The organism is Shigella sp. FJ200513, from assembly GCF_040495915.1.
In the GTDB taxonomy this organism is placed as follows: Bacteria; Pseudomonadota; Gammaproteobacteria; order Enterobacterales; family Enterobacteriaceae; genus ECMA0423.
In genome coordinates this window covers 1-1,296 of sequence record NZ_JBDYCV010000237.1, presented here as the reverse complement: position 1 = coordinate 1,296, position 1,296 = coordinate 1, and the positions used below count along the sequence as shown (strand labels likewise).

The window sequence follows — 1,296 nt, the reverse complement described above, 5'->3', positions numbered from 1 at the left end:
GATGGAAATGGAAGCCACGCAAGCACCTTAAAATCACCATCATACACTAAATCAGTAAGTTGGCAGCATTACCAAGAAAACCGACAGAATCCATTTGAAAGACGCAGCGCGAATGCTGGAAGTTTCTGTAATGACTATTCGTCGCGATCTCCATCAGGAAGATGAACCTCTGCCACTGACCCTACTGGGTGGCTATATTGTAATGGTGAATAAACCCGCGCCATCCATGCCAGTAATCCATGACGTTCCAAAAAATCATCGTGATGACTTACCTATTGCAATTCTGGCTGCCGGAATGGTTAATGAAAATGATCTGATCTTCTTTGATAATGGCCAGGAGATACCACTCGTTATAAGCATGATCCCGGATGCAATCACCTTCACCGGCATCTGTTACTCACATCGCGTCTTTGTTGCGTTGAATGAAAAGCCTAATGTAACAGCAATACTTTGTGGTGGTACGTATCGTGCCAGAAGTGATGCTTTTTACGATGCCAGTAACTCTTCGCCATTAGACTCTCTCAATCCGCGAAAAATATTTATTTCCGCCAGCGGTGTGCATAATCACTTTGGCGTCAGCTGGTTTAACCCTGAAGATCTTGCCACTAAGCGTAAAGTGATGAACCGTGGACTACGGAAAATTTTGCTCGCCCGCCACGCGTTGTTCGATGAAGTGGCCTCTGCCAGCCTCGCACCGATCTCTGCATTTGACGTTCTGATTAGCGATCGTCCGTTACCGGCAGATTATGTTACGCACTGCCAGAATGGTTCTGTAAAGATCATTACACCTGATTCAGAAGACGAATGACTTACTGAAAAAACACCACAATCTTGTTAAACATCGTCGGGTTGGACTGATTACGTTGCACTTTCACCACATATTCCAGCTTATCTATTTGGCTTATCACCTACTCCAGACGCTGGTCATCCTTGACCAGTAGCCAGATATGGCTTTTGTCGCAGTCCTGAATCGGCAGGCAGAGAATGTCTTCAACGTTAAGAGCGCGACGGGCAAAAGCCCACAAAGGTGAGTCATTACACCCGGATGGTAAACAGGCACTTCCTTGTTGTAGAAGCCGTTATATTGTCCATAATGTCTGGGTTTTTAATGCATACTGGGTAACAACCGGACGAATCTTCGAATATCACTGGCGCTGCCAGCCGGTTTGAATTCATCTCACAACCCTGCATAGAGCGAATCTCCTGCCTGCACGTCACTCTGAATCGCCACGGGTTTAACAGACACCTCAGAGTCATTTAAGATGGCTTAAAGAGAGGTGCCCATGAGCGGTAAGC

Annotated in this window: 1 protein-coding gene and 1 pseudogene; one reads left to right on the top strand and one right to left on the bottom strand. The window is 46.3% G+C overall.

Annotation, left to right across the window (positions count from 1 at the left end):
- The first annotated feature begins 67 nt into the window (after window positions 1–67).
- Window positions 68–808: a DeoR family transcriptional regulator gene (locus tag ABZJ92_RS21865; RefSeq protein WP_050597212.1), complete on the top strand. Its 741-nt coding sequence runs from the start codon at window positions 68–70 to the stop codon at window positions 806–808.
- Window position 809: 1 nt separating this feature from the next.
- Here the strand turns inward: ABZJ92_RS21865 and ABZJ92_RS21860 are convergent.
- A pseudogene (locus tag ABZJ92_RS21860) lies at window positions 810–1,036 on the bottom strand (ACT domain-containing protein).
- Window positions 1,037–1,296 lie beyond the last annotated feature (260 nt).